Raw genomic sequence first — 25,647 nt, forward strand, 5'->3', positions numbered from 1 at the left:
CATCCGGCACCCAGATTCGGCGTCCAGACGGTATGCGGCACATTCCCAGCAACTACGCTGGACCCGATGAGGCAGCCTGCAGATATCCCGATCCCGCCCGATCTCTCCCGCCGCTACGGCGTCAGCGCCACCGGCCGCGACTGGCTGGCCTCGCTCCCCGGGCTGGTCAACCGCTGCCTGGACCAGTGGCACCTGGTGCTGGACCTTGCGCCGGGCGCCCTGCCGTGGACCGGACACGGGGCCATCGTGGTGCCGGTCCGGCGTCGAGAGACCGACAGCGGGATGCGGGAAGCTGTCGTCCTGAAAATCGCCTATCCGCACGACGAGGCGCTCGTGGAACGGCACGCGCTCACCTTGTGGGGCGGGGACGGCGCCGTCCGGCTGCTGGCATCCGACGCCGATGCCGGGGCGCTGCTGCTGGAGCGCCTGGACGCCGCCCGCTCCCTGCAGGACGTTCCCCTTGATGCGGCCGTTCCCGTCTGGGGAGCCGTGGTGCGCCGGCTCAGCCTGGTGCCCGACCTGACGCCAGCCGGCCGGCCGGAGTGGCAGGAATTCGACCATATTGCGGCCCGGGCCGAGCAATGGAGCGATGAGCTGCCCGAGACCTGGGAGCAACTGGGCCGCCCGTTCCCGCGCTGGCTGCTGGAGGCGGCACTCGAGGTGTGCCAGACCCGCGGCGCCGTCGGCCGCCGCTCGGGGAAGGATGTGCTGGTCCACACCGACCTGCACTACCTAAATATCCTGGCCCGTCCCGGCAGCCCGGCCGGCCCGAACTGGCCGCAGGATGCGGACGGTGCGGAAGTTTCCAACCCGGAAAGCTACGCCGCGATCGATCCGCAGCCCATGATCGGCGAGGCGGAATTCGCGGTCGCCCCGCTGCTGTGGAACCGGATTCCCGAGCTGTCACGGGCGGATCCGGAACGGGGACTGCTGGAGCGCTGCCGGGACTTCAGCGCCGCCGCAGGCCTCGACGCCGAAATTGCCCGCCAGTGGAGCCTGGCCCGCGAAGTGGACAACGCCCTCTGGTACGCCTCGAAGCCCCGCCACGAAGGGGACCTGGCCCGCTCGCTCTGGGTGGCCAGCACGCTCGCCGGACGCACCCTGCCGGAACTGCCCGCAGCCGCCGACCTGCCGGGACCCGGGGAAGCGGCCGGCTAACTGGCGTGCCCGGCCACCGCGGCCACGGCGTCCCGGACAGCGTCGACGGCGACCGTCACATCGGCGTCGTCCGTGCTCCAGTTGCTGACGGAAATCCGCAGGATGTCCCGGTCCTGCCAGCGCGAACCGGACATCCAGACCCGGCCGTCGCCGATGATCCGTGCCGTCACCGCGCGGGTCGTGGCGTCGTCGCCGAAGGCCAGCGAGACCTGGGTGTAGCCGACGTCGTTAAGCACCTCGACGCCGTCCAGCGCCGATAGCCGCTCCGCCAGTTGCGAGGCGCAGCGCACGAGCCCACGGACCTGGTTGGCGGCGCCGTCCCGGCCCAGTGACTTCAGCGCCGCCCAGACCGGCACCCCGCGGGCCCGGCGGGACAGCTCCGGAACGGTCTCGAACGGGTCCGCGGCGCCGTCCGTGTCCTGGATCAGGTAGCTGGTGTGCAGGCCCATGGCAGAACGCAGCGCATGGGAGTCCCGGACCACCGCGATCCCGCAGTCGTACGGGACGTTGAGGGTCTTGTGCGCGTCCGTGCCCCACGAATCGGCCCCTTCCAACCCGGCGGTCAGGGCTGAGAGTTCCGGCACGGCGGCGGCCCAGAGTCCGAACGCACCGTCCACATGCACCCAGGCGCCGTGCGCTTTTGCGACGGCGACCGCCTCCAGGAAGGGATCGAAGGCTCCGGAATGCAGGTTTCCGGCCTGCAGGCAGACCAGCAGCGGCGCCGGCCCGGTTCCGCCCGCACCGGCCGAGGCTTTATTACGGACGCTGTCCAGGGCGCAGTCCAGTTCCGCCGCGTCAATGCGGCCCTGCCGGTCCGCGGGAACCACCGTGGGCCGCCCCAGGCCCAGGTACCGCAGGCCAAGGTCGATGGTGTCGTGCCGTTCCTGCCCGACGAAGCAGTGGATCCGGGGCGCCCCGGAGAGGCCGCCGCCGTCGAGGTCCCAGCCGGCGTCGGCCATCAGGCGCCACCGTGCCGCGGCCAGGCCGGTGAAGTTCGCCATCGTGGCACCGGTGGCGAAGCCGACGCCGGACTGTTCCGGAAGCCCCAGCAGCTCCAGCAGCCACTGGCCGGCGGCTTCCTCGATGGCGGCCGTCGCGGGAGTGGCGAAACGCAGTCCGGCGTTCTGGTCCCAGGCGCTGACCAGCCAGTCCGCGGCCAGGGCCGCCGGCAGGGTGCCGCCGATGACCCAGCCGAAGAACCGTCCGGAGGGCATCGCCATCAGGCCGGGTTCGGCCTTCCTGGCCAGGTAGTCCACCACCTCCGCGGCCGGCATTCCCTGCCGGGGCAGCGGACCGCCGAAGTCGGCCGCCAGCTCGGACGCTGTGACGCGCGGGCCTACGTGCCGTGTTTCCTGGCTTTCGAGCCAGGAACGTGCATGCCGGACCGCGGCCGCCAGGGCATCGCTGTAGCGTTCTTCAGGTGCTGACATAGGTGCATGCTACGCCGACGGCCCCTGTTCGGGGAGGGTACTGTCCGGGGAGTCTCCGCGGTCCATCCGGGAAGGTGCCCCCGGGGACCGGCCGGCGGGAGCGGGTGCTATGCGAAAGAGTCCTGCCAGATATCGGAACCGAGCTTGAGGATGAGGGCCCCGACCACCACAAGGAACACGATCCGGATGAACTTGCTCCCCTGCTTGACCGCCGTCCGTGCGCCCAGGTAGCCGCCGGCCATATTCGCCGCGCCGAGCACCAGCCCGAGGCCCCACAAGACGGCGCCGTGGGGCAGGAAGAACAGCAGGGCGCCGGCGTTGGTGGCCATGTTCACGATCTTGGCCTTGGCGCTCGCCTCCAGGAAGGCATAGCCCATCGCCGAGACCAGCGCGATGATCAGGAACGAGCCCGTGCCCGGGCCGATCAGGCCGTCGTAGAAGCCGATCACGCCGCCGATCAGGCAGGCCACCACGTAGTGCCGGTGCCCGTCATGCCGCAGCCTGGTCAGCTCCCCCACGTTCGGGCGAAAGGCCGTGAACAGGGCGACGGCGACGAGCGCGGCGACGATGATCGGCTTGAACACGCTGGCCGGCAGGGTGGCCGCGAGCACCGCCCCGCCGAAGCTGCCGGCCAGCGCGATCACCGCCATGGGCACGGCGGTGCGCAGGTCCGGCCGGACCCGGCCGTAATAGGTCACGGCACTGGTGGTGGTGCCGAAGATCGATCCCATCTTGTTGGTGGCCAGCGCCTGCACCGGGCTGATGCCCGGCACCAGCAGCATCGCCGGGAGCTGGATCAGTCCGCCGCCGCCCACGACGGCGTCCACCCAGCCTGCGGCGAAGCCGGCCACCACGATCAGGATGAGGGTACTGAGTTCGATCGACTCCAGTCCCGAGACCACGCCGCTGCCTAGGAAAGCGCGTTAGCTGTTGCGGACGGCGTTGACCACGTAGTCAACGGCCTTCTCAACGGCGATGTTTTCGGCATTGCCGCTGCGGCGGTCCTTGATCTCCACCACCCCGTCCACGAGTCCGCGCCCTACGGCGAGGATGGTGGGCACGCCGACGAGTTCGGCGTCGCCGAACTTCACCCCCGGGGACACCTTGGGGCGGTCGTCATAGATGACGTCCAGGCCGGCGGCTTCGAGGTCGAGGGACAGCTTTTCCGCGGCTGCGAAGATTTCCTCGCCGCGGCCCACGGCCACCACGTGGACATCGGCCGGTGCGACGGCGCGCGGCCAGACCAGGCCCCTGTCGTCGTGGTTGGATTCGGCCAGGGCGGCGACGGCGCGGGTGACCCCGACGCCGTAGGAGCCCATGGTGACGACCACCTGCTTGCCGTTCTGGTCCAGGACCTTGAGGTCAAGCGCCGCGGCGTACTTCCGGCCGAGCTGGAAGATGTGTCCCATTTCGATGCCCCGCGCCGTTTCCAGCGGTCCGGACCCGTCGGGGGCCTCGTCGCCGGCACGAACGTCGGTGCACTCGATCACGCCGTCCCAGCCGAAGTCGCGGCCCGCGACCAGCCCGAACACGTGCTTGCCGGCCTCGTTGGCGCCGGTGACCCAGCCGGAGCCGCTGACGACGCGGGGATCCACGAGGTAGAGCAGCTTGGCCGCGCCCTCGGTGCCCAGCAGGGGCGCGTCCAGGGACAGACCCGGGCCGAGGTAGCCCTTGACGATGAGCGGCCGCTTCTTGAGGTCTTCGTCGTTGGCAGCCTCCAGCGTGATCTCGCCGGCGATCGGCAGGAAGGAACCGATGTTCGCTTCCACCCGCTTGAGGTCGACGCCGCGGTCGCCCGGCAGCCCGATGACGACGATCTGGCGTTCGCCGGTCGGCAGCGTCACGGCGAGCACGACGTTCTTGAGCGTGTCGGCGGCAGTCCAGGCGCCGCCGTCGGACTCGACACGGGGAACGAGGTGGTTGGCGGCGTCGACCAGGGTGTCGATCGTCGGGGTGTCCGGGGTGTCCCGGACTTCCGCGGCCGGGGCGTCGCTGAAGTCGATGTCCGCGGGGACCACGGTGGTGACGGCCTCGACGTTGGCCGCATAGCCGCCCGCGGAGCGCACGAAGGTGTCCTCGCCGATCTCGGTGGGGTGCAGGAATTCCTCGCTCTTGGAGCCGCCCATGGCGCCGGCCGTGGCGGCAACCGGGATCACCTCGAGGCCGAGGCGCCCGAAGATCTTCAGGTAGGCGCCGCGGTGCGCGGCGTAGCTGGCGTCCAGGCCGGCGTCGTCGACGTCGAAGGAGTAGGAGTCCTTCATGATGAATTCGCGGCCGCGCAGCAGGCCTGCCCGGGGGCGTGCCTCGTCGCGGTACTTGTTCTGGATCTGGTAGATGCTCAGCGGCAGGTCCTTGTACGAGGAATACAGGTCCTTGACCAGCAGGGTGAACATTTCCTCGTGCGTCGGGGCGAGCAGGTAGTCGTTGCCCTTGCGGTCCTTGAGCCGGAAGATCCCCTCGCCGTACTCGGTCCAGCGGTTGGTTACCTCGTAGGGCTCCTTGGGCAGCAGTGCGGGGAAGTGGACTTCCTGGGCGCCGATGGCCGTCATTTCCTCGCGGATGACCTGCTCCACCTTGCGCAGCACGCTCAGCCCGAGCGGCAGCCAGGTGTAGATGCCGGGCGCGGCGCGGCGGATGTAGCCGGCCCGGACGAGGAGCCGGTGGCTGGCCACTTCGGCGTCGGCGGGGTCTTCACGCAGGGTGCGCAGGAACAGCTTGGAGAGTCGAAGGACCACTGGAGGAGTATCCGTTTCTGGGAGGTGCCGGGAAAACCCAGTAAAACCGGGTAGAACTGAGTAAAAGCGTCTAGGTACTAATCTACCGTCAGCCCGGACACGGAAGAGCCACGCCATCACAGCTGGAAGCCCCTGGCCGTCTCCGGCTGGTCATCCCGTCATGGCGTGGCTCTGCGGCCCCCAACGCCGCCAGATCTCCGGCTGTGAGCTACTTTTGTGTTGCCCTTGAAGGCATTTACAGCCCCGGGGTTCTCCCGCGGGCCGCACGTGCCCTTGCGACACGGCTAGGTAAAACCTATGTGACTTCCGGGCCTAAAACAAGAGTCCGCATCCGGTTATTTTCGGACGCGCCCGTGCCGGTGGCTCGTCCTAGAAGAGAACGGTTGCGAAGGTGCCCACCTGCCGGAAGCCCACGCGCTCGTAGGTGGCACGGGCCCGGGTGTTGAAGCCGTTGACGTAGAGGCTGGTCACCGGGGCAAGCGTCTGGGCCAGGACCACGACGGCGGCCATGTAGCCGGCGCTCTGACCCAGCCCGCGGAAGGCCGGGTTCATCCAGACCCCTTGGACCTGGCTTACGCCGGGCGTCACCGCGCCAAGCTCGGCCTTGAAGACAACCTCGCCGTCCGGGTCCAGATGGACCAGGGAATGTCCCTGCCGGATCAGGCCCCTCACCCGGCGGCTGTAATACTCCCGGCCGCCGAGATACGGCGAATAGCCCACTTCCTCCTCGAACATCGCCGCGCAGGCGGGCAGGATCCTGTCGAAATCCGCGAGCTGGCCGAAGCTCAGGGCAGGGTTCGGCGGGACGGCCGGAGGCCCGGAAATGGTCATCAGCGGCTGGTCGTCCCGGACCTCGTGCGCGGGTTGGCCTAGCCGTTCCAGGCCGGAATAGAGGGCCATCACGGTCTCGGCCGGACCGAAGATGGAGGCGTAGCGGCGCCCGGTGCTGTGCGCGGCCATCGCCACGAGGCCGGCGAATTCCGGGTCAAGCTGCACCGGCACCAGGTTGGCGCCGGCCCAGCAGGCACCCACCAGGGTGGCGCCGTCGAACACGCCGAGGATGCTGGCTCCGCCGGCCGTGGGAGCTGCCGTGCCGGCGGTTTCCAGGTGCGAGAGCATGAAGACGTTGGCGACGGCGTCCTGCCCCGCCAGGTCCCGCAATTGTGACGTGTCCGGGCCGTTCAGGGCACGGACTGCGACGCCGGAGCCGGCGCCGTCCCTACGAGACGCTAACCACGGGGCTACCCTTGACAGCATCTTCGCCACCGGCCTCCCCCATCTCTTCAGCGATACGCATGGCCTCTTCGATCAGTGTCTCAACAATCTGGTCCTCGGGGACAGTCTTGATGACCTCGCCACGCACAAAGATCTGGCCCTTGCCGTTGCCCGAGGCCACACCGAGGTCGGCCTCGCGTGCTTCACCGGGGCCGTTCACGACGCAGCCCATGACGGCAACGCGCAGCGGAATCTCCATGCCTTCCAGCCCTGCCGTGACCTGCTCGGCGAGCGTGTACACATCCACCTGGGCGCGGCCGCAGGAGGGGCAGGAGACGATCTCGAGCTTGCGCGGGCGCAGGTTGAGCGACTGCAGGATCTGGTTGCCCACCTTGATCTCCTCGACCGGCGGCGCGGATAGGGAGACCCGGATGGTGTCCCCGATGCCGCGCGAGAGCAGGGCCCCGAAGGCGGTGGCTGACTTGATGGTGCCCTGGAAGGCGGGGCCCGCCTCGGTGACGCCGAGGTGCAGCGGCCAGTCGCCTTTTTCGGCGAGCATTTCGTAGGCGGCCACCATGATGACCGGGTCATTGTGCTTGACCGAAATCTTGAAGTCGTAAAAGCCGTGTTCCTCGAACAGCGAGGCTTCCCAGACGGCGGACTCCACGAGGGCTTCCGGAGTGGCCTTGCCGTACTTCTTGAGGATGCCCGGCTCCAGCGATCCTGCGTTGATGCCGATCCGGATGGAGGTGCCGTGGTCCTTGGCGGCGCGGGCGATTTCCTTGACCTGGTCGTCGAACTTGCGGATGTTGCCGGGGTTGACGCGCACGGCGGCGCAGCCGGCTTCAATGGCTGCGAAGACGTATTTCGGCTGGAAGTGGATGTCCGCGATCACGGGGATCTGGGATTTGCGGGCGATGATCGGCAGGGCCTCGGCGTCGTCGGCAGACGGGCAGGCAACGCGCACGATGTCACAGCCGGAGGCGGTAAGTTCGGCGATCTGCTGCAGCGTCGCGTTGATGTCGGTGGTGGGCGTGGTGGTCATCGACTGGACGCTGATGGGGGAATCCGAGCCCACGCCGACCGAGCCCACCTTGATCTGGCGGGTCTTCCGACGGGGAGCAAGAACGGGGGGCGGTGCTGACGGCATTCCCAGGCTGACCGAGGTCACATGGACTCCTTGTAGATCGAAGGATCGATGGGCGGTTTGCGGGGACGGGCTAGGCGGCGTGGCTGGCCAGCAGGCCGGTCAGGGGTGCCCAGACGGTGGTGCGGGTTCCGGAAATGGCGCCGGCGGCGGCGTACGGATCCTGCTTGAGGATCTCGTTCAGTGCCGTTTCATCGGCCGCCTTGAAGATGAGGAGCGCACCGGCGCCGTCGCCGTAGGGTCCGCTGGCGAGCAGCGCGCCCTCCTGCGCCAGTCCAGCGGTCCATTCGCGGTGCGCGGGGCGGCTGGCGTCACGGGCTTCGGAGGATTCGGCGTCGTACACGTACTCAACAGCAAAAACAGTCATACGGATACACTATCGCCCCGGCGGCCAGGTACCCATCCGGCGGCCGGCCAGGCGAGGCTCGGACTGCACTGCTCGACCGGCCGGCTCGTGATCAGCCGGCGACCGGCCGGCTCGGGATCAGCCGAGGAAAAGCAGCTTCGCCAGGGCGGCAATGCCGGCCGCCCACAGCATGGACGTAAGGGTTCCGATGATGAATCTCTCGGCTGCGACCGGCGTCTCCTTCAGTTCGGCGAAGCGGCCCAGCCCCTTGATGGCGACGACGTAGGCAATGGCGACCGGCTGGCCCGCCAGGACCGCGACGCAGACCGCCAGCCGTTCCAGGACGCCGATAATCGCTCCACCGCGCAGGATGCGGGAGCTGTTGACCGCGGCGGCGTGTGCTGCCGCGTGTGCTGCGGCATCTGCTGCGTCCGCGGCGGCCGCGGCGGCGTCCGCTGCCGGTTGAGGGGCCGACTGGGGGTTCGCGACGTCGGTGGTGGTGTCCGCGGCGGGATCCTCAACGGCAGCTTCCGCACTGGCGGGATCAGAGCCGACGGCGTCAGAGCCGGCGGCATGTGCGCCGGCGTCGGCGCGGTCGTCGATGGTCCGGGCGAGCCGGAAGACCAGCGCGGTGACCGGCCAGCCAACGAAACCAGCCGTGAGCAGGGCCAGGGTGATCCAGAGGGCGTTCACCTGTCTCCTTCTGCGCTGGTTTCCTTAGTGCGGGTGTCCCCGGCGCCGTTGTCCCCGGCGCCGTTGTCCTTGGACTGGGCGGCGGCGTCATCCGTCCCGGTTATCAGTCCGTGGGCGAGGGACAGCAGCATTTCGGCGGCCGGCCTCGCGGCCCATTCTTCCTGCCAGCCGGACCGCAGGAGTGCGCGGCTCACCGATTGTTCCGTGATTCCGAGTGTTCGGGCCGCGATTTTCTGGGTGCCACGGGTGCCGGAATGGCCGTGCCGGACAGAGCGGAGCACATCGAGCACCCTCCACTGCGCCTCGGTCCGGTCCTGGACCAGCCGCCCGATCAGCCGCAGCACCGCCTCGGCATTGGCGCAGGCCCTCGCCCCCGCGGATGCTTCCGGTGACCGCGCGGCCCCTCCCCTGCCGGCGCCGCCGGAGACGACGGCGAGCGGCACATGGGCCGCCGCGCCCTTGGCCCTTTCCACCGCAAGCCGGGCCGCGACGAAGGCCGGGCCGGACCCTTCGCGCGGGCTGGCCGGCAGCGGAAGGTCCACCGCCCCCACGCCGATCCCGACGTACCAGCGGCCGCTGCGCAGGGCATGCTGGGCGATCTCCACGACCTCGTCCGGACGCTCCACGACTCCCTGGACTTCGTCACCGACCGAGCGCTCGAAACCCCCGGCGCTGGACAGTGCCGCCAGTTCCACGAGGAGCCCGGGCACGCGGTCGGCGTCGGAAGTACTGCCGCGCTGGTCGATGGTCATCACGTACATAGCCCCACCCTAAGGGGCTGATCTTTCAGAATCAATCATTTTCAACTGATTACCAATAATCAGCTAGAATAAGCTGATAATGACTAATCACCGTAATCCGGTTCGCCCGCAATCACACCTGGGCAAGCTGGGCAGGCGGGACGGCGGGGGCTTCCGGGGGCGGACCCGGCGCCCTCCGGGGGCACTTTGACACGAAACGCCGGGCGCCCTCGTCCATTTCGACGCCGGACTGCGGCAAAGTGCCCCCGGACCGGGGCAAAGCCGGCACGGATCGCAGCAAAGCCCCTATGTGCCCCCGGTCCGCAGGCCAAAGCCGGCCCGGATCGCAGGCTGGGGTTTGAGGCCTTGTTTAGCGGTGGTCAGGGTCAGGGTCACGATCAGGTCAGCCGGCCGGCGGGCCCGCTAGCCGAAGAGGTTGACCGGCTTGACGATGTCCGCGTAGATCAGCAGGGCGCCCATGCCCATCAGCAGCACCGCCACCACATAGGTCACCGGCAGCAGCTTGGCGATGTCGAAGGCACCGGGATCCGGACGGCCGAACAGCTTGGCGATCCTGCGCCGGGCGCCCTCATACAGCGCGCCCGCCACATGGCCGCCGTCGAGCGGCAACAGCGGGATCAGGTTGAAGACGGCCAGGGCGAAGTTCAGTCCGGCCAGCAGGCCCACCAGGGCGCCGATCCTGGACTGCAGCGGCACCTGCTCCATCGCGGCGACCTCACCGGCCACCCGGCCCACGCCCACCACACTGATGGGTCCGTTGGGGTCGCGCGGCTCTTCGCTGAAGGCCGCCTTCGCCACGCCGGCCACCCGCGCCGGGAGGTTCACCACGACGCCGGCGATCTGCTTGATGTTCTCGCCCGCCATCGGCAGCACCGCCGAGGCCGGCTGCTGCACGAGCGCGGTCTGCGCGCCGATGCCCAGGAAGCCGACGTCCTGGTACTGCAGCTTCCCGTCGGCGTCCTTGGCCTGCCGGCCGTCGTCGCCGATGACCGGCCGCGCGGACAGCACCGGGGTCACAGTGGTGGTGACGGGGCCGCCGTCGCGCTGCACCGTAACGCTGACCTGCTTGCCCGCGGAGGAGCGGATCCAGCCGGTGAGTTCGTCCCAGCTGGTCACGGACTTGCCGTCGAAGGAGGTAATGACGTCGTTCGGCTTGAGCCCCGCGGCCGCGGCGGGCGTGGGCTTGCAGTCGGCAGAGTTCGGGTCCACGGTCTCGCCGGCCTTGACCTGGCATTTGGAGACATCGGCGATGGCGGTGGTCTGCGTGGCGACGCCGAATCCCATCAGCAGCACGGCCGTGAGCACGACGCCGATCAGCAGGTTCATGGCCGGACCGCCGAGCATGATGATGATCTTCTTCCAGACCGGGAGCCGGTAGAAGACCCGGTTCTCATCCTCGGGGCCCACTTCCTCGTGGGCCATGGAGCGGGCGTCGCTGGCGAGCGACTGGAACATGCCGGTGCTGGAGGGCCGCACCGTGCCGTCCTCCTTGTTCGGCGGGTACATGCCGATCATGGACACGAAGCCGCCCAGCGGGATGGCCTTGAAACCGTATTCGGTCTCGCCCGTCTTCCGCGACCAGAGCGTGGGCCCGAAGCCGATCATGTACTTGGTGACGCGGACCTTGAACAGCTTGGCCGGCAGCAGGTGTCCCACCTCGTGCAGGGCAATGGACACGGCGATGCCGATCGCCACAAAGACGACACCGAGGATAAAGAGGAGGACGGGGCTCATGCTTTGATCTGCTGCTTCCTAGACGCTTCTCAACTGTTCAGACGCTTCTGACGGCTAAACGTTCGTGGGTGCGGGCGCGTGCCCATCTCTCAGCTTCCAGCACGGACTCCACCGTCAGCCCGGAGGACCCTGTGTGTTCGCTGAGTACGGCTTCGATGGTATCGACAATGTCGGTGAAGCGGATCCGGCCCGCGTGGAAGGCCATCACCGCCTCCTCATTCGCGGCGTTGAAGACGGCCGGGTAGGTGCTCCCCCGCCTGGCCGCGTCCTTGGCCAGCCCGACGGCGGGGAAGGCCACGGTGTCCAGCGGCTCGAACGTCCAGTTGGTGGCCCGGGTCCAGTCGCAGGCCTGGGCGGCCCGGGGAACGCGGTCCGGCCAGCCGAGGCCCAGGGCGATGGGCAGGCGCATGTCCGGCGGGGAGGCCTGGGCGATGGTGGAGCCGTCGATGAACTGGACCATGGAATGCACCACGGACTGCGGATGGACCACGACGTCGATCCTCTCCAGCGGGATGTCGAAGAGCAGGTGCGCCTCGATCACTTCCAGGCCCTTGTTGACCAGGCTGGCGGAGTTGGTGGTGACCATGAGACCCATGTCCCAGGTGGGATGTGCGAGGGCTTCCCGCGGTGAGACGCCCTGCAGCTCCTCGCGGGTCTTGCCGCGGAACGGCCCGCCGGAGGCGGTGAGGACCAGCCGGTCCACCTCGGCGGCCGTGCCGGAGCGCAGGCACTGGGCGATCGCGGAGTGCTCCGAATCCACCGGAACAATCTGGCCTTCGCGCGCCGCGGCCTTGACGAGGGCGCCGCCCACAATCAGGGATTCCTTGTTGGCCAGGGCCAGGGTTGCGCCCGATTTGAGTGCGGCGAGGGTGGGCGCAAGGCCGATGGAGCCGGTGATGCCGTTGAGCACAACGTCGGCGTCGATCTCCGCGATCCGGGTGGCGGCATCCGGGCCCGTGATGATGTCCGGGCCGTAGCTTGTGACGCCGGCCGCGCGGGCGGCGTCGTCGATCAGCTTTTGCAGCACGGAGGCGTCGCCGGACGCGACGCCGATCGCGTGGGCGCGGGTGTGCACGGCCTGTTCGGCCAGGAGTTCCAGGTTGCCGCCGCCCGCACTGAGCGCCACGACCTCGAAACGGTGCGGGGCGCCGTCGACGACGTCAATCGCCTGCCTGCCGATGGAACCGGTGGACCCGAGGAGGACGATCTTGCGCGGCTGCATGGTTTAAGTATCCCGCACGGCCCATTCCTACGGGGCATGGCACTCCCCCGGCCTGCCTAGACCCGTGCTCGACCGCATCCATTTGCCACACCTGGCCGCTACCGACCCGTCCATACCGGCCATTTTTGGCGAACCGATGCACGCGGGAAGGCCTACCGGAACGCCAGCTCCACCACGCCCTTCGTCATCGTGGATACCGCGCCCGTGTAGGCAACGACGACCACAATCCGGCGGACAATTCCGGGCCGGATCCGCCCTGACAGGAGATCGCCGGCCGCGATGCCCAGCACCATGGCCGCTAGAATGCCCAGCCACTGCCAGCCCTCCAGGGCTGGAAGATGGCCGCCGGAAAATAAGTATTTACTCAGCAACGAGGACAGCCCGGTGGTGACGAAGTAGGGCTGCAGGGTGGCGCTGAAGCTCTTCTGATCCCAGCGGGTGGCGATGGCATAGGCCGTGATCGCCGGCCCACCGACGCCGGCCGCGGCGTTCATGAGACCGCTGGAAAATCCGAGTGACACCATGGGAACCGGGCCGTTGGCGCGCCATGAGCTGCGGTTCAGCCGCTGCGAAGCCAGCAGGGCGATGATGAGCAGTACCCCGATGCAGATTTCCAGCGGCGCCGCCGGTGCATGGCTGGCCAGCCAGGCGCCGGGGACCACCCCCAGCAGGGCAGAGATGGCGAGGCCCGCGTAGCGTCTCCACTGAACATGCCGCCACACCCTGGACAGGATCAGCAGCGACGACGCCGCACCGCAGAGGTTGACGATCATCACCCCGTCAAAGGGGCCGAGCAGAACCACAAGCACCGGGGATACGAGGAGGCCGAAGCCAAGCCCGGCAAGCCGCTGAGCCAATGCCCCGGCCACTACGGCGATGAGGACCAGAGCAAACATGACTCGATCTTAGTGCCGCAGTGAAATGCTGCCCGGAATGACCCGGCGGACGCCAGCGCGGCCTGGCTGCCGGGATAGTCCGCCCCTGATTGGCGGCGCCCGGATAGTCGGCCCCTGATTGGCGGCCCGCCGATTGACGGCCCGCACCGCGGGCGTAACGTGGAAATTGTGGAGTGGACCGCATGGTTCGACGCGCCGGAGTACGAATTCGCCCGGCAGGTGCTGCAGCGCGGCATCGCCACGCTCTACTTTGTGGCCTTCCTTTCCTCGCTCAACCAGTTCCCGGCCCTCCTCGGCGAGCGCGGTCTCTTGCCGGTGCCGGAGTATCTGGCGGGGTTCAGCCGCCTGCGCCGGCCCAGCCTGTTCCAGTGGCGCTACTCGGACCGGCTGCTGCGCGGCGTCTGCTGGAGCGGGATGGCCGTTGCCGCCACGCTCATTGTGGGGCTGCCCCAGCTGGGCCCGCCCTGGGTTCCGCTACTCGCGTTCCTGGCGCTGTGGCTGTTGTACATGTCGATCGTGAACGTGGGGCAGACGTTCTACGGCTTCGGCTGGGAGATGCTGCTGCTGGAGGCGGGGTTCACGGTGGCGTTCCTCGGCTCCGACCAGACTCCCCCGCCGCGGCCGATCCTGATCCTGCTGGCCTGGCTGGTGTTCCGGCTGGAGTTCGGTGCCGGCATGATCAAGATCCGGGGCGGCCGGGAGTGGCGGGATCTGACGGCACTGTACTACCACCACGAGACCCAGCCGATGCCCGGGCCGCTGAGCCGGCAGGCACATCTGCTCCCGAAGGCGTGGCACCGGCTGGAGGTCCTGGGCAACCATTTCGCCCAGCTGGTGGTGCCGTTCTTCCTCTTCGCCCCGCAGCCCCTGGGCAGTGCCGCGGCCGGGATCATCATCTTCACGCAGCTCTGGCTCGTGGCGAGCGGCAACTTCGCCTGGCTCAACTGGATGGCGATCCTGCTCGCCTTCGCCGCGGTCAGTGACCCCGTGGCGCACGCCGTGCTGCCGGCGATCCCGCTCGACTGGCACGCCGCGGCCGGGGGTGCTGGAGCGGCGTGGGGTGCTGGTGCTGCCGCCGGCGGGACGGCCACCGGCGCCGGCAGCCTGGCGCCGGTCCCGTGGCTCGTTGTGGTCCTGCTCGCCACTGTGCTGCATGTGGTGCTCAGCTACCGGCCGATCGAGAACCTGTTCTCCCACTACCAGCTGATGAACGCCAGTTTCAACCGCTGGCAGCTCGTGAACACCTATGGCGCCTTCGGCACTGTCACGAAGCGGCGGATCGAGATCGTGGTGGAGGGGACCCTCGACGCGGAGCCCGGAGATGGCACCGAGTGGCGGGAGTATGGCTTCAAGGGCAAACCCGGCGATGTCCGCCGCATCCCGCGCCAGTACGCCCCGTACCATCTGCGGCTGGACTGGCTGATGTGGTTCCTGCCGCTGCGCACCGTGCACGAGGAGTGGTTCTACGCGTTGCTGGCCAGGCTGCTCGCCGCTGACAGGCCCACACTGCGGCTGCTGCGCCATGACCCGTTCGACGGCGAACGCCCCCGCTGGGTGCGGGCCCGCAGCTACCTCTACCGCTTCTCCAGCCGGGCCGAGTTCCGCGCGACGGGCCAGCGGTGGATCCGGATCCCGCTGTACGTAGCCATCGCGCCGATGTCCCTGCCGCCGGAGGGCTGAGACGGGGCTGGTGCTACGGCCGGGAGCCCGGCTTCAGCACGTACCGCCGTTCCGGCCGGCCTGCCCCGTATTTGAGCCGCACGTCCGCCCTGCCCGAATCGTGGAGGTACTCGAGATACCGGCGGGCACTTACCCGTGATGCGCCCAACAGGTCAGCGACTTCTGCGGCCGAGAGGTCTGCGTCGGCTGAACGGAGCGCCTCTACAACCACCCTCAGCGTCTCGACGCTGCATCCCTTGGGCAACGGGAAGTCCCCCGGCTGCATGCGCTCAACACCGAAAACCCGGTTCACGTCCGACTGCTCGGCCACATCCTTGGCGGCGTCCAGGCCGTGATAGGCGCTCAGGTAGTGCGCGAGCCGCTCCTGGAGGTCCGACTGCGAGAACGGCTTGATCAGGTAGTGCACGATGCCGCCGCGGAGTGCCCGCCGCACCGTCTCGCTCTCCCGTGCTGCACTGATCACCAGGACGTCCAGGTCAGGCACTATGCCGCGCAACTGCGAGATCAGGTCAAGCCCGTTGGCGTCAGGTAGATGGATGTCCAGCAGGACGAGGTCGGGCGCCAGTTCCGTGGCCTTTGCGAGGGCTTCGCTACCGCTGTGGGCCGCACCGACCACCTCAAATCCCGGACTGCGCTGGATGAAGCCGGCGTGGACCTTCGCGACCATGAAGTCGTCGTCGACGATCAGGACCCTGATCATGGCTGAAACCTCCTTCTGAAGAGCCGGGCAGAGAAGATGGCACCGCCGTCGTTGTGCACCATGAGCTGTCCGCCCCGCCGCTGGCAGACGACCCGTGACAGCGCCAGCCCGTAGCCCCGGCCGCCTTCCGAGGTGGGCTGTTTCGTCGTGAACCCCTGCCGGAACACGTCCTCGAGGACTTCGGCAGGAACGCCGGGGCCCGTGTCGCGGACCACGATGCTCAGCTTTTCGTCCCGGCCGTCTATGAACACTTGAACGGCGGCGTCGGCCGTGCCCGTAACGGCGTCCAATGCGTTGTCCACAAGGTTGCCTACCACGGTGGTCAGATCCCTCGACAATTCGTCGTCCACCCGTTCCAGACGGGAGTCGGGGGAAAGTTGCAGAGCCACTCCGCGCTCAGCCGCGAGGCTCGATTTTGCGATGAGCAGGGCCGCCAGCGCCGGGTCCTCGATCCGGCTCGTGACGTCGTCGCTGAGCCGGGTCCGGTCCAGGGTTGTGCCGTTCACGAACTGCACCACCGCGTCATACTCCCCGATCTGGATCAGCCCGGAAATTGTGTGCAGCTGGTTCGCAAATTCGTGGGCCTGCGCGCGGAGCGTATCCGTCGCGGTGCGCGTGGCGCCGAGTTCCCGTTCCAGGGAGGCGAGCTCCGTACGGTCGCGCAGGGTGGTCACCGAACCGATGGTCCGCCCGTGCGACAACATTGGCATCCGGTTCAGGACCACCAGCCGTTCGCCCACCAGCACCAAGCGGTCCGGGCCGGGCTGGTCACGTGTCAGCACCTCCCGCAGTGCCGATTCAACGGCCAAGGCATTGAGGCTCTTGCCCACACAGTCCGGCGCCAGGCCCAACAACTGGCGGGCGCTTTCGTTCACCACGGTGATCCGCTCATTCGGATCCAAGGCCACCACACCCTCCTTGAGGCCGTGCAGCATGGCCTCGCGGTTTTCCACCAGGCCGGTGATCTCGGTGGGCTCCATTCCCAGCGTCTGGCGCTTGACCCGGCGGGCGAGCAGCAGCGACCCGGCCACGCCCAGGACGCTCGCAACGCCGAGGTACGTCAAGAGGTTGGGCACGGCATCGCCGAGCCGCTCCCAGGTCGAGGGATAGTTCCTGCTGATGGCCGCAATGCCGATCATCGCCCCGGTATCGTCCAGGACCGGGACGTGCGCCGACAGCATCGCGGTTGCGGTCCCGCCCACCACGCCGGTCCAGGCGCGGCCCTCCATCACGCGGCTGCTGCCGAGCTCAAGTCCCCTGCCCAGCAAGGATGGATCCGATGAGGCCACGACGGTTCCATCCGGCCAGGCGAGCGCCACCTGGGAGGATCCGGAAACAGTCCTGACCGATTCAGCCACCGCCGGCAGCGCCGAACCGCCCCGGGACTCTGCACTCGGCAGCAACGCACGGACAGTGGGATTGTTGCCCAGCGCCTCCGCGGCAGAGAGCGCCCGGCGCCCCTCAATCCGCTCGAAGGCAGCTGCCGACTGCGCGAGGGAGATTGCAACGACAGCTACCAGGACGGCCAGAACGATCAGCAGCTGAAGGACCAGGTATTGCCCGGCAAGGGACATCCCTCTTCGTCGAGTCACGTGCTGTCTTCCTTGTGCGTGGTTCAGCCGCCGTCCGGGCTGGAGAGGGTGCGCACCGGGGTCCGTCCGGCACAGTGGACTATACCCCAAGGTGCAGCACCGCCCCGCGATATGTTGGGCAGCTGTTGGAAACCGGAAATATGAACGCAATGAACTTAACTTTCTCTGGTTACACAAGAGTGATGCCTATCACTTCCGCACCTAGCATCAGATCACCAGTCAGATTTGCTGGTCAGTTCATTGAGAAGAGGAACACCATGCGCCAGATCCGCGCATTGCGAATTGCCGCCGTCGCTGCCGGCATCGCCCTGATGGCCACCGGTTGCGGTGCGACCACCAAGAGCTCCACCGCTCCCGCCAGCTCCGGCGCCGCTGCAGGCCCCGTGACGGGGCTGCAGATCCTGGTCCCCAACACCGCCGGCGGCGGTTACGACACCACCGCCCGGGCGGCGGCGAAGGTTCTCGACGACGAGAAGATTGCCACGAACACCGAGGTGTTCAACCTCGCCGGCGCCGGCGGCACCGTGGGGCTGGCCCGCGTGGTCAACGAGAAGGGCAACGGCGACCTGGCCATGCTGATGGGCCTTGGCGTGGTGGGCGCGAGCTACACGAACAAGACCGAATCCAAGCTGACGGACACCACTCCCCTGGCCAAGCTCATCGAAGAGCCGGGCGCGATCATGGTCGGCAAGGATTCGCCCTACAAGACCATCGGCGACCTCGTGTCAGCATGGAAGGCAGATCCGGGCTCCATCGCCGTGGGCGGCGGCTCCTCCCCCGGCGGCCCGGACCACCTGCTGCCGATGCAGCTGGCCGGAGCCGTTGGCATTGACGCCACGAAGGTTAACTTTGTCTCTTACGACGGCGGCGGCGCTCTTCTTCCCGCAATCCTCGGAAACAAGCTGGGTTTCGCCGCGTCCGGTGCCGGTGAGTTCCTCAAGCAGATCGAGTCCGGCGACGTCCGCGTCCTGGCCACCAGCGGGGACAAGCGTCTTGACGGCGTCGATGCCCCCACCCTGAAGGAATCGGGCATCGACCTGGTCTTCAGCAACTGGCGCGGCATGGTGGCGCCTCCCGGCATCAGCGATGCGGACAAGGCATCCCTGATCGCCGCCTTGGAGAAGATGCACGGAAGCCAGTCCTGGAAGGAAGTCCTCAAGACGCGGGGCTGGACCGACGCGTTCATCACCGGGGATGAGTTCAAGACCTTCCTGACCGAGCAGGACAAGCGGGTGGCCGACGTACTGACCAAGCTTGGGCTGGCGTGAGTTCCTTAGCCACCAAACTCAAAGGCCGCTCCGAGCTGGGGGTCGCCCTCCTGCTCGGGGCGGCCGGCGGGCTCGTCCTGTGGGACGCCGCCGGCCTGGTCACCCCGTACTCCAAGTCTGACCCTGTCGGACCCAAGACCGTTCCCTACATCGTCGCGGGCCTGCTGATCGTCTGCGCGGTGATGCTGGCCATCAACGTTCTCCGTGGCGGCCACGGCGAAGCGGAAGGCGGCGAAGACGTCGACCTGACCCACCCTGCCGACTGGAAGACCGTGCTCCCCCTCGCTGGCGCCTTCATCGCCAACATCCTGCTCATCGATTGGGCCGGCTGGGTCATTTCCGGGACCGTCCTCTTTTGGGGCAGCGTCCTGGCCCTGGGCAGCCGGCGCTATGTCCGCGACGGCCTCATCGCCGTAGCCCTGTCCCTCCTGACCTTCTACGGCTTCTACCTCGGCCTCGGGATCTCGCTCCCCGCCGGCCTGCTGGAAGGGATTCTCTAAATGGACGTCTTCACCTCCCTCATGGACGGCTTTGCCACCGCCCTGACACCCATGAACCTCCTCTACGCCGTGATCGGCGTTATCCTGGGCACCGCCGTCGGCGTCCTGCCGGGACTGGGCCCGGCGATGACCGTGGCCCTGCTGCTTCCTGTGACGTCTGTACTCGAGCCCACGAGCGCTTTCATCATGTTCGCCGGCATCTACTACGGCGGCATGTACGGCGGATCCACCACCTCCATCCTGCTCAACACGCCCGGTGAGTCTTCCTCGGTGGTCACGGCCATCGAGGGCCACAAGATGGCTAAGGCCGGCAGGGCCGCCCAGGCGCTGGCGACGGCAGCCATCGGCTCGTTCGTGGCCGGCACCATCGGCACCACACTGCTGGCCGTCTGTGCACCTATCGTGGTCAAATTCGCGGTCAGTCTGGGATCCCCCAGCTACTTCGCCATCATGGTCCTTTCGCTCCTTGCCGTTACTGCCGTGCTGGGGTCCTCCCGGCTCCGCGGCTTTGCCTCGCTGGGCCTGGGCCTGGCGATCGGCCTGATCGGGATGGACTCTGTCACGGGACAGCGGCGGCTCACCTTCGGCCAACCGCTGCTCACCGACGGCCTGGATATCGTGGTGGTGGCCGTCGCCATCTTCGCCGTGGGTGAAGCCCTGTGGGTGGCCGCCCACCTGCGCCGGACCCCCCTTAACGTCATCCCGGTGGGGAATCCCTGGATGGGCAAGCAGGACTGGAAGCGGTCCTGGAAGCCCTGGCTGCGGGGAACTGCCTTCGGCTTCCCGTTCGGTGCGCTTCCGGCCGGCGGCGCCGAGATCCCCACCTTCCTGTCCTACGTCACGGAAAAGCGCCTCAGCAAGCACCCCGAGGAGTTCGGACATGGCGCCATCGAGGGTGTTGCCGGGCCGGAAGCTGCGAACAACGCATCCGCGGCCGGCACACTGACCCCGCTGCTGGCGATGGGGCTACCTACCAACGCCACCGCGGCGGTGATGCTGGCAGCGTTCACCGGGTACGGCATCCAGCCCGGACCCCAGCTGTTCGAGAGCCAGGGGCCCCTGGTGTGGGCACTGATTGCCAGCCTCTTCATCGGCAACTTCCTGCTCCTGATCATCAACCTGCCCTTGGCACCCCTGTGGGCCAAACTCCTGCAGCTGCCGCGTCCCTACCTGTATGCGGGAATCCTGTTCTTCGCCACGCTGGGCGCCTACTCGGTGAACCTGCAGGCGTTCGACCTGGTGCTCCTGCTGGTGCTCGGCGCTCTCGGGTTCATGATGCGGCGCTTCGGACTCCCCGTCCTGCCGCTCATCCTCGGCGTGATCCTGGGGCCGCGTCTCGAGGGCCAGCTGCGCCAGACCCTGCAGCTCAGCGCCGGCAACCCCGCCGGTCTCTGGAGCGAGCCCATCGCCGTCGGAATCTACGTCATCGTGGCGATCATCCTCGTCTGGCCGCTGCTGCTCAAACTGTGGCGCAAATCCAGGCCCACCACCGCACCCGCCGCTACTGGCGGGACGGACCTGGGGCCAGAAAATAAAGTGTCCAAGGCGCCCGAAGCCGACGTCACCCAGGCTTCGGAACAGGCCGACGGCACCGTCGACGCCGTCCACACCCGAGCAGGACAGGAAAAACTGTGAGCATCATCGTTGGATACGTGCCCACTCCCGAAGGGGAAGCGGCACTGGAACGCGCAGTCTCAGAGGCACGAAGGAACAGCACGTTCCTGGTGGTCATCAACTCCTCACGCGGAGACGCGACGGTGGACAAACGCTATGCCCAGGGCAGCGAAATCGCGAGCATCGAAGAGCGGCTCGGACGTGAGGGAGTGGAACATCACATCCTTCAGCCGGTCCGGGGCAACGACGCGGCCAGCGAGGTCCTGCAGGCCGCCGAGGACTACCGTGCGGAGCTGATCGTCATCGGTCTGCGGAAGCGCACGCCCGTGGGCAAACTGATCATGGGCAGCACCGCGCAGCAGATCCTCCTCGAGGCAGATTGCCCCATCCTCGCCGTCAAGGCAGCCCCGGCGACCTAGCTGGCTGGCCTGGCCTGGCTGGCGTGGCTGAATAGGGGTGCACGCGGCAAAGGGCCGGAAGTCTCACGACTTCTGGCCCTTTGCCGTAGGTGGACCAATGCGCCTATGACGGCGGCCGTGGGGCAGGGATGAGCGCAACGGAGCACCCCATTCGACACAGATGGCCGCAATAGGGGCCGCCAATCCGGCCATTACTGGCGAATCGACGAGGTTCAGACCTGCGGAGCCACCACCTCGCCACACTTCGGTGGCCAGCGGGACGACGGCACGAACCTCCTGAAGTTAGCCGCCCGCGCGGCGGAGGGTGGACTCGGCGTGCTTGAGGATGGGCCCGTCGATCATTTTGCCCTTGTACTGGAACACGCCAGTGCCTGCTCCGGCGGCGGCGTGGAGCAGTTCCGTGGCCGCGGCGACGTCGGCTTCGGAGGGCGCGTAGGCACCGCGGACCGCCGCCACCTGGTTCGGGTGGATGCAGGCCTTCGAGCCGAACCCTGAGGCGGCGGCGTCCCCGGCTTCGACGGCCAGACCGTCAAGGTCCGGAATGTTGACGTAGACCGAGTCGATGGCTTCCTTGCCGAAGGCCTTCGCCGCCAGCAGCACCGTGGAGCGGGCGTGCAACGCCACGGCACGGTAGCCGCCGTCGTCGTCGGTCCGGCTGGAGGTGCCGCCGAGGGAGGCCAGCAGGTCCTCGGCGCCCCACATCAATCCCACGACATTGGGCTCGGCAGCGATGGCGGCCGCGTTCAGGATCCCGGCCGCCGTCTCACACAGTGCAATCACGCTGTAGCCGTCAAGCTCTTTGAGCTGGGCCACGCTTTCGGCCTTGGCAAGCATGACGTGCCGGTACGGGGTGTGCTTGAGGCAGTGCAGGTCCTTCTCGAACTCCTCCGTGCCCGCCGGGTTGACCCGGATGATGGTCCGGCTCGGGTCCAGTTCGGGGACGTCGCCGGTGGAACCGAGCTGGGCCAGGATGGCGCCGCGGGCGCGCTGCTTGTCAGCCGGCGCGACGGCGTCCTCCAGGTCCACGATGACGGCGTCAGAGCGCTCGGCGGCCTTCTGGTAGCGCTCGGGGCGGTCGGCAGGGCAGAACAGCAGGGCAGGGCCCATCAGGAAACTCATGTGTCTATTCTCCGCTTTTCCGCGCGTTCTTTCTGGACAGCGTTTTCTTTCTGGACAGCGTTTTCCTTCTGCGCAGAGGTGTGGGCTTCTCGCATCCACATCAGGCAGCTGCGCGTGGCGAGGGCCACCACGTCGCCGTGCTGGTTCCGGCCGGTGTGCTTCATGGTCACGATCCCCTGGCCCGGCCGGGAGGAGGACAGCCGTTTCCCGGTCACGACGGTCTCCGTGTACAGCGTGTCGCCGTGGTACATCGGGTGCGGGAAGGACACATCCGTCATTCCCAGCTGGGCGATGATGGTGCCCTGGGTCAGTTGCGGGACCGACTGCCCCACCACCGTGGCCAGGGTGAACATCGAGTTCATCAGGCGCTGGCCGAACGGCTGCCCGGCGCTCCAGGCGGCATCGAGGTGGAGTGCCTGGGTGTTCATGGTCATGGTGGTGAACAGGACGTTGTCCGTCTCCGTCACGGTCCGGCCGGGACGGTGCGCGTAGACCACGTCCTCCTCGAGCTCGTCGTAGTAGAGTCCGCGCTGTTCAATGACCCGGGGTCCGGGCACCCGGGGTCCGATGGCTGGCTGTGGCGCGGGGTTCGTCGTCATACGGTCAGTTCCTGGTCTTCCTCGAAAAGCTCGGCACCGGTGGCCGCAACCACGTCCTCAACCGAGACGTTGGGGGCCAGTTCACGCAGCACCAGCCGGGGCTTTCCGCCCTCGGCCACGACGTCCATCACGGCGAGGTCGGTGATGATCCGGTCCACGCAGCCCTTGCCGGTCAGCGGGAGCGTGCACCGCTCCACGATCTTCGGCTTGCCGTTCCGGTCCACGTGCTCCATCATCACGATCACCTTTTTGGCTCCGAAGACGAGGTCCATCGCGCCGCCCATGCCCTTCACCATCTTGCCCGGGATCATCCAGTTGGCCAGGTCGCCGTTGGCGGCGACCTCCATCGCACCGAGCACGGCCACGTCCACATGCCCGCCCCGGATCATGCCGAACGAGGCAGCGGAATCGAAGAACGCGGCGCCCTTGTTGACCGTGACGGTTTCCTTGCCCGCGTTGATCAGGTCCGGATCGACCTCATCCTCGCGCGGGTAAGGTCCGACGCCGAGGATGCCGTTCTCGGAATGCAGGACCACCTCGATGCCGGCCGGGATGTAGTTGGGGATCAGCGTGGGCATGCCGATGCCCAGGTTCACGTACTGGCCGTTATGCAGCTCCTGCGCCACCCGGGCGGCTAGTTCGTTGCGCGTCCAGCCCTTGACTTCGGGATGTTCGACGGCGGATCGCCGGTATTCGTGCCGGACGGCTTCCGGACGGGGAGGGGCGCCCTGCGAGCTGTTCGTTTCCACGGTTATGCTCCTGCCTGGTCGGTGTTGCCGGAGGTGGTCCCCGAAGAGGTCCCGGAGGTGTTCCCGGACGGCACCGCTGCGACTGTCCGCTTTTCGATGCGCTTCTGGACCTGCGGCGCGAGTACCACACGCTGGACGAAGATTCCGGGAACGTGAATGTGCTCCGGGTCCAGTTCGCCGGGTTCCACGAGTTCCTCGACCTCGGCGATGGTGATCTTCCCGGCCATGGCGCAGAGCGGGTTGAAGTTCATCGCGGTGGCGTGGAAGACCAGGTTGCCGTGCCGGTCGCCCTTCCAGGCATGCACCAGGCCGAAGTCGGGGTTCAGCGATTCCTCCAGGACGTAGTCGGCCCCGTTGAAGCTGCGGACCTCCTTCGGCGACGAGGCGATCGCGATGTTGCCCTCGGCGTCGTACTTCTGCGGCAGCCCGCCCTCGGACACCTGGGTGCCGACGCCGGCCGGAGTGTAGAACGCGGGGATCCCCGCCCCGCCGGCACGCATCTTCTCAGCCAGGGTGCCCTGCGGGGTGAGGACCACCTCGAGTTCGCCGGAGAGGTACTGCCGGGCGAACTCCTTGTTCTCCCCCACGTAAGAGCTGATGGTGCGGCGGATCCGGCCGTCCTTGAGCAGGATCCCGAGTCCCCAGTCGTCCACCCCGCAGTTGTTGCTGACGGTTTCCAGGTCCTTGGTGCCGTGCTGGTGCAGGGCATCGATCAGGGCCACCGGAATGCCGCAGAGCCCGAAGCCGCCGACGGCGAGCGAGGCACCGTCGTGGATGTCCGCCACTGCCTCGGCGGCGCTGGCAACAACTTTGTCAATCATCGTTGATCCTTTCAGGGGTCTCGACAAGCTCGACCACCGGGTGGAAAGTTGCGGCCAGCGGGCCGGTTAGAGCCCCAGTTCGCGGGCGATCAGCATCAGCTGGACCTCCGTGGTGCCCTCGCCGACTTCAAGGATCTTGGAGTCGCGGTAGTGGCGCGCCACGGTGAATTCGTTGATGAAGCCATAGCCGCCGAACACCTGGGTGGCGTCCCGCGCGTTGTCCATGGCTGCCTCGCCTGCGACCATCTTAGCGATGGCGGCCTGCGTCTTGAACGGCTTGCCGGCGAGCATCCGGGCGGCGGCGTCGTAGTAGGCCAGTCGGGCCGTGTGGGCGCGTGCTTCCATCCGGGCGATCTTGAATGCGATGGCCTGGTATTTGCCGATGTTCTGCCCGAATGCGCTGCGTTCCTTGGCGTATTTCACCGACTGGTCCACGCAGCCCTGGGCCGCACCGACGGCGAGGGCGGCGATGGCGATCCGGCCCTCGTCCAGGATGGAGAGGAAGTTGGCGTAGCCGCGGCCCTGGGTGCCCAGCAGGTTGGCCTCCGGGACATGGACATTGTCCAGAGTCAGCGGGTGGGTGTCGGAGGCGTTCCAGCCGACCTTGTTGTAGGCCTTCTCCGCCTTGAAGCCGGGGGTGTTGGTGGGCACCAGGATGGTGGAGATCTCCTTCTTGATGCTGCCGTCCGGACGCTCCTCCTGGCCGGTCACCGCGGTGACGGTGACGAGCCTGGTGATGTCGGTGCCGGAGTTGGTGATAAACTCCTTGTTGCCGTTGATGACCCACTCCCCGCCGCCCAGCTTGGCAGCGGTCTTGGTGCCGCCGGCATCCGAGCCGGCTTCCGGCTCCGTCAGGCCGAAGCCTGCGAGCGCCTTGCCGGAGGCCAGCAGCGGCAGCCACTCCTCCTTCTGGGCGGCGTTGCCGAAACGGTGGATCGGCATGGCGCCGAGCGAGACGCCGGCCTCGAGCGTGATGGCGACGGACTGGTCCACCCGGCCGAGCTGTTCCAGGGCCAGCGCCAGGGCGAAGTAGTCCCCGCCCATGCCGCCGAACTCCTCCGGGAAGGGCAGGCCGAAGAGGCCCATGTCCGCCATCTGGGAGACGATCTCGTAGGGGAAGCTGTGCTCCTCGTCGTGCTTGGCCGAGACCGGGGCAACCACTTCGTCGGCGAATTCGCGGACGGTGTTGCTGAGGTCCTGGTAATCCTCGCTGAGTTCAAAATCTGGCATGGGGGTGACTCCTTCGTCT

General features: G+C 67.8%; 24 protein-coding genes. 6 read left to right on the forward strand and 18 right to left on the reverse strand.

The features are described from left to right. Positions 1-66 precede the first annotated feature (66 nt). Complete coding sequence (locus tag ABIB26_RS15070) at positions 67-1,158, forward strand: aminoglycoside phosphotransferase family protein (RefSeq protein ID WP_354244670.1); 1,092 nt, start codon at positions 67-69, stop codon at positions 1,156-1,158. Here ABIB26_RS15070 and ABIB26_RS15075 read toward each other — a convergent pair. The 11 genes from ABIB26_RS15075 to ABIB26_RS15125 all read right to left on the reverse strand — a co-directional run bounded on the left by ABIB26_RS15075 (position 1,155) and on the right by ABIB26_RS15125 (position 13,337). After that, positions 1,155-2,588, reverse strand: a complete 1,434-nt coding sequence (locus tag ABIB26_RS15075; protein WP_354244672.1) for a pyridoxal phosphate-dependent decarboxylase family protein — start codon at positions 2,586-2,588, stop codon at positions 1,155-1,157. The two genes, ABIB26_RS15070 and ABIB26_RS15075, sit on opposite strands and share 4 nt — an antisense overlap. Positions 2,589-2,695: 107 nt before the next feature. After that, on the reverse strand, positions 2,696-3,490 hold the full coding sequence (locus ABIB26_RS15080) for a sulfite exporter TauE/SafE family protein (RefSeq protein ID WP_354244674.1): 795 nt from the start codon (positions 3,488-3,490) through the stop codon (positions 2,696-2,698). Positions 3,491-3,511: 21 nt separating this feature from the next. Beyond that, on the reverse strand, positions 3,512-5,323 hold the full coding sequence (locus tag ABIB26_RS15085) for a proline--tRNA ligase (protein ID WP_354244677.1): 1,812 nt from the start codon (positions 5,321-5,323) through the stop codon (positions 3,512-3,514). 369 nt (positions 5,324-5,692) lie between these two features. After that, positions 5,693-6,580, reverse strand: a complete 888-nt coding sequence (locus ABIB26_RS15090; protein ID WP_354244854.1) for a GNAT family N-acetyltransferase — start codon at positions 6,578-6,580, stop codon at positions 5,693-5,695. Next, on the reverse strand, positions 6,543-7,709 hold the full coding sequence (ispG, locus tag ABIB26_RS15095) for a flavodoxin-dependent (E)-4-hydroxy-3-methylbut-2-enyl-diphosphate synthase (RefSeq protein ID WP_354244679.1): 1,167 nt from the start codon (positions 7,707-7,709) through the stop codon (positions 6,543-6,545). The genes ABIB26_RS15090 and ispG overlap by 38 nt, the downstream gene beginning before the upstream one ends. Positions 7,710-7,758: 49 nt before the next feature. Beyond that, positions 7,759-8,052 carry a YciI family protein gene (locus tag ABIB26_RS15100; protein WP_354244682.1) on the reverse strand — a complete coding sequence of 98 codons (294 nt, stop codon included), beginning with the start codon at positions 8,050-8,052 and terminating at the stop codon, positions 7,759-7,761. 117 nt (positions 8,053-8,169) lie between these two features. Continuing rightward, positions 8,170-8,724, reverse strand: coding sequence for a hypothetical protein (locus ABIB26_RS15105; protein WP_354244685.1), 555 nt, complete (start codon positions 8,722-8,724; stop codon positions 8,170-8,172). Further along, positions 8,721-9,485: a MarR family transcriptional regulator gene (locus ABIB26_RS15110; RefSeq protein WP_354244688.1), complete on the reverse strand. Its 765-nt coding sequence runs from the start codon at positions 9,483-9,485 to the stop codon at positions 8,721-8,723. The genes ABIB26_RS15105 and ABIB26_RS15110 overlap by 4 nt, the downstream gene beginning before the upstream one ends. A 402-nt stretch (positions 9,486-9,887) precedes the next feature. Beyond that, complete coding sequence (locus tag ABIB26_RS15115) at positions 9,888-11,219, reverse strand: M50 family metallopeptidase (RefSeq protein ID WP_354244691.1); 1,332 nt, start codon at positions 11,217-11,219, stop codon at positions 9,888-9,890. Positions 11,220-11,256: 37 nt separating this feature from the next. Beyond that, positions 11,257-12,441, reverse strand: coding sequence for a 1-deoxy-D-xylulose-5-phosphate reductoisomerase (dxr, locus tag ABIB26_RS15120; protein WP_354244694.1), 1,185 nt, complete (start codon positions 12,439-12,441; stop codon positions 11,257-11,259). Between the two features lie 152 nt (positions 12,442-12,593). After that, a complete protein-coding gene (locus tag ABIB26_RS15125; RefSeq protein WP_354244697.1) occupies positions 12,594-13,337 on the reverse strand; it encodes a TSUP family transporter in 744 nt (247 codons plus the stop codon). A 168-nt stretch (positions 13,338-13,505) separates the two neighbouring features. On the opposite strand from ABIB26_RS15125, the gene ABIB26_RS15130 reads away from it, so the two are divergent. After that, complete coding sequence (locus ABIB26_RS15130) at positions 13,506-15,017, forward strand: lipase maturation factor family protein (RefSeq protein WP_354244700.1); 1,512 nt, start codon at positions 13,506-13,508, stop codon at positions 15,015-15,017. A 13-nt stretch (positions 15,018-15,030) separates the two neighbouring features. Here ABIB26_RS15130 and ABIB26_RS15135 read toward each other — a convergent pair whose 3' ends face one another. Both ABIB26_RS15135 and ABIB26_RS15140 read right to left on the reverse strand, forming a co-directional pair. Next, the gene (locus ABIB26_RS15135; RefSeq protein WP_354244703.1) at positions 15,031-15,717 is read right to left on the reverse strand and encodes a response regulator; all 687 of its coding nucleotides are present in this window, start codon (positions 15,715-15,717) and stop codon (positions 15,031-15,033) included. Next, positions 15,714-17,291, reverse strand: a complete 1,578-nt coding sequence (locus ABIB26_RS15140; RefSeq protein WP_354244857.1) for a sensor histidine kinase — start codon at positions 17,289-17,291, stop codon at positions 15,714-15,716. Before ABIB26_RS15140 ends, ABIB26_RS15135 begins: the two co-directional genes overlap by 4 nt. Before the next feature lie 275 nt (positions 17,292-17,566). Here ABIB26_RS15140 and ABIB26_RS15145 point away from each other — a divergent pair, with 275 nt between their 5' ends. Genes ABIB26_RS15145 through ABIB26_RS15160 form a run of 4 tightly spaced genes read left to right on the forward strand, consistent with a single transcriptional unit; the run spans position 17,567 to position 21,110 of the window. After that, positions 17,567-18,577: a Bug family tripartite tricarboxylate transporter substrate binding protein gene (locus ABIB26_RS15145; protein ID WP_354244706.1), complete on the forward strand. Its 1,011-nt coding sequence runs from the start codon at positions 17,567-17,569 to the stop codon at positions 18,575-18,577. After that, a complete protein-coding gene (locus tag ABIB26_RS15150) occupies positions 18,574-19,077 on the forward strand; it encodes a tripartite tricarboxylate transporter TctB family protein (RefSeq protein ID WP_354244709.1) in 504 nt (167 codons plus the stop codon). The genes ABIB26_RS15145 and ABIB26_RS15150 overlap by 4 nt, the downstream gene beginning before the upstream one ends. Next, complete coding sequence (locus ABIB26_RS15155) at positions 19,078-20,712, forward strand: tripartite tricarboxylate transporter permease (protein ID WP_354244712.1); 1,635 nt, start codon at positions 19,078-19,080, stop codon at positions 20,710-20,712. Further along, on the forward strand, positions 20,709-21,110 hold the full coding sequence (locus tag ABIB26_RS15160; protein WP_354244715.1) for a universal stress protein: 402 nt from the start codon (positions 20,709-20,711) through the stop codon (positions 21,108-21,110). Before ABIB26_RS15155 ends, ABIB26_RS15160 begins: the two co-directional genes overlap by 4 nt. A gap of 282 nt (positions 21,111-21,392) precedes the next feature. On the opposite strand, the gene ABIB26_RS15165 is transcribed toward ABIB26_RS15160, so the two are convergent. The 5 genes from ABIB26_RS15165 to ABIB26_RS15185 all read right to left on the reverse strand — a co-directional run bounded on the left by ABIB26_RS15165 (position 21,393) and on the right by ABIB26_RS15185 (position 25,628). After that, positions 21,393-22,229, reverse strand: a complete 837-nt coding sequence (locus ABIB26_RS15165; RefSeq protein WP_354244717.1) for an HpcH/HpaI aldolase/citrate lyase family protein — start codon at positions 22,227-22,229, stop codon at positions 21,393-21,395. Further along, a complete protein-coding gene (locus tag ABIB26_RS15170) occupies positions 22,226-22,828 on the reverse strand; it encodes a MaoC family dehydratase (protein WP_354244719.1) in 603 nt (200 codons plus the stop codon). The genes ABIB26_RS15165 and ABIB26_RS15170 overlap by 4 nt, the downstream gene beginning before the upstream one ends. Further along, entirely contained in the window at positions 22,825-23,577 is a 753-nt protein-coding gene (locus ABIB26_RS15175) for a CoA transferase subunit B (protein WP_354244722.1), read from the reverse strand. The genes ABIB26_RS15170 and ABIB26_RS15175 overlap by 4 nt, the downstream gene beginning before the upstream one ends. A 2-nt stretch (positions 23,578-23,579) precedes the next feature. After that, positions 23,580-24,398 (reverse strand): CoA transferase subunit A, encoded by an 819-nt coding sequence (locus ABIB26_RS15180; RefSeq protein WP_354244724.1) that lies wholly within the window; start codon positions 24,396-24,398, stop codon positions 23,580-23,582. 66 nt (positions 24,399-24,464) lie between these two features. Further along, positions 24,465-25,628, reverse strand: coding sequence for an acyl-CoA dehydrogenase family protein (locus ABIB26_RS15185; RefSeq protein WP_354244727.1), 1,164 nt, complete (start codon positions 25,626-25,628; stop codon positions 24,465-24,467). Positions 25,629-25,647 lie beyond the last annotated feature (19 nt).

It is taken from the genome of Arthrobacter sp. UYEF20 (assembly GCF_040546335.1).
Taxonomy (GTDB): domain Bacteria; phylum Actinomycetota; class Actinomycetes; order Actinomycetales; family Micrococcaceae; genus Arthrobacter.